Below are 2,153 nucleotides of genomic sequence, written 5' to 3' on the forward strand. Positions count from 1 at the left end.
AGCCGAACGAGCCGGCGCGGTCGAGCAGGAAGGCATAGAGCACCAGCGCCGGCGCGACGCCGAAATTGACGATATCGGCCAGCGAATCCATCTGCGCGCCGAATTTCGATGTCGCCTTCAGCATGCGCGCCAGGCGGCCGTCTATGCCGTCGAGGAAGGCGGCGAGCAGCACCATCACCACCGCCGGCTCGAAGCGGCCCTGGAAGCCGAAGCGGATGCCGGAGAGGCCGGCGCAGATGGCAAGCACAGTGACGAGATTGGGCAGCACCATGCGCATCGGGATCTCGCGGATGCGCGGGCCGCCGCTGGCGTGCGCCTCGAATTTCTTGAAGGGCGCGCCCACGGCTCAGGAAATCCTGACCAGCGGCGTCGCCGCCGCGCCGCCGAATTCGGCAAGTACGGTCTCGCCGCCGACCGCCGTCTGGCCGACGGCGACGCGCGGCACGGCATTCAGCGGCAGGAAGACATCGACACGCGAGCCGAAGCGGATCAGCCCGAAACGCTCGCCGATCGCGATCGAGCCGCCGGCTTCGGCCCAGCAGACAATGCGCCGCGCCACCAGGCCGGCGATCTGCACGGCGGCGACGGTGCCGTTGGGGCTGTCGATGACCAGCCCGTTGCGCTCGTTCTCCGAGCTTGCCTTGTCGAGCTCGGCGTTGAGGAATTTTCCGGGCCGATGCTCGATCTTCGTGATGCGGCCGCGCACCGGAGCGCGGTTCACATGGCAGGAAAAGACGTTCATGAACACGGAAATGCGGGTCATCTCGCCAGAGCCGAGGCCAAGCTCGCGCGGCGGCACGGCCGGCCCGACCGCCGAGATGATGCCATCGGCCGGGCTCACCACCAGCCGGTCGTCGACCGGCGTGACGCGCTCGGGATCACGGAAGAAATAGACGCACCAGGCGGTCAGGATCAGCCCGATCCAAAACAGGATCGAAGAGAAATAGCCGAGGAAGAGCGTGCCTGCGCCAAAAGCGGCGATGAACGGATAGCCCTCGCGATGGATCGGAACGAGCGTATTCTTGATCGTGTCGACGATGCTCATCGGGCTGGGACGGTCCCTGTTTCAGGTCCGGCCTCAATAGCGGAAAGCCCCCCTGCCCGCAACGCAACATTGGGAGAGGTTGGGTGCGACGCCGGCACGGCGCGCAGCCATATTTTTTGCCTATGCTGTCGGAACTCGACCTTTCCGCTCGTCCTTGGCTAGACAACTCGACCAGGGAGCCCGCCAAATGCCATCGCCGAAATCGTCTGCAATTGACGCCAAGGTCATCACTGAGGGCCTCGCCTTCGGCGAGTCGCCGCGCTGGCATGAGGGGCGGCTGTGGGTCTGCAATTGGGGAACCGGCGAGATCATTGCCATCGATGCCGAAGGCAACAGCGAAATCATGCTCAAAATACCGGCCACCCTGCCCTATTCGATCGACTGGCTGCCGGATGGACGATTGCTTGTCATATCCGGCCGGGAAGGCTTGTTGCTGCGGCAGGAAACGGATGGAACGCTCGTCACCCATGCCGATTTCAGGCCGCTGTCGAACAGCCCGTGGAACGAGATCGTGGTCGACGGGCGCGGCAACGTCTACGTCAATGGCGGCGGGCCGGCGCCGGCGGCGGGCCAGCATTTCGGACCGGGCACCATCGTCCTGGTGACGCAGGACGGGGAGGTGCGACAGGTGGCCGAGAACATCGCCTTCGCCAACGGCATGGCCGTGACGCTGGACAACCGGACACTGATCGTCGCCGAATCCCACGCCAACCGACTGACCGCTTTCGATATCGCGGCCGATGGCAACCTTACCAACCGCCGTGTCTGGGCAGATCTCGGCAACGATTATCCCGATGGCATATGCATCGATGCCGAAGGCTGCATCTGGTACGCCGACGTGCCCAACCGGCATTGCGTCAGGGTGCGCGACGGCGGCATAAAGCTCGACAGGGTCGAAGCCGATCGCGGCTGCTTTGCCTGCATGCTCGGCGGGCCTGACGGCAGGACACTCTACATCACGGCTGCCGAATGGCGTGGCTTCGAGCACATGATCAGCGACGCCCGCACCGGCCAGGTGCTGAGCGTCGCCTCACCCGCGCCAGGCGCGGGCTGGCCCTCCTACAGTTCGGGCAGACGCTGACAGTTGGCGATATCCGCCCGGACACCC

Annotated in this window: 3 protein-coding genes; 1 reads left to right on the top strand and 2 read right to left on the bottom strand. The window is 65.3% G+C overall.

Annotation, left to right across the window (positions count from 1 at the left end; genetic code table 11):
* The coding region (locus EOA33_RS33200) for a CDP-alcohol phosphatidyltransferase family protein (protein ID WP_190234452.1) at nucleotides 1–343 on the bottom strand (343 nt) is incomplete at its 3' end.
* Nucleotides 344–346: 3 nt separating this feature from the next.
* Nucleotides 347–1,045 carry a phosphatidylserine decarboxylase gene (locus EOA33_RS33205; protein ID WP_126055672.1) on the bottom strand — a complete coding sequence of 233 codons (699 nt, stop codon included), beginning with the start codon at nucleotides 1,043–1,045 and terminating at the stop codon, nucleotides 347–349.
* 187 nt (nucleotides 1,046–1,232) lie between these two features.
* Between EOA33_RS33205 and EOA33_RS33210 the strand changes: the two genes are divergently transcribed.
* Nucleotides 1,233–2,126, top strand: coding sequence for an SMP-30/gluconolactonase/LRE family protein (locus EOA33_RS33210; protein ID WP_127407544.1), 894 nt, complete (start codon nucleotides 1,233–1,235; stop codon nucleotides 2,124–2,126).
* Nucleotides 2,127–2,153 lie beyond the last annotated feature (27 nt).

It is taken from the genome of Mesorhizobium sp. M4A.F.Ca.ET.050.02.1.1 (genome assembly GCF_003997725.1).
GTDB lineage: Bacteria > Pseudomonadota > Alphaproteobacteria > Rhizobiales > Rhizobiaceae > Mesorhizobium.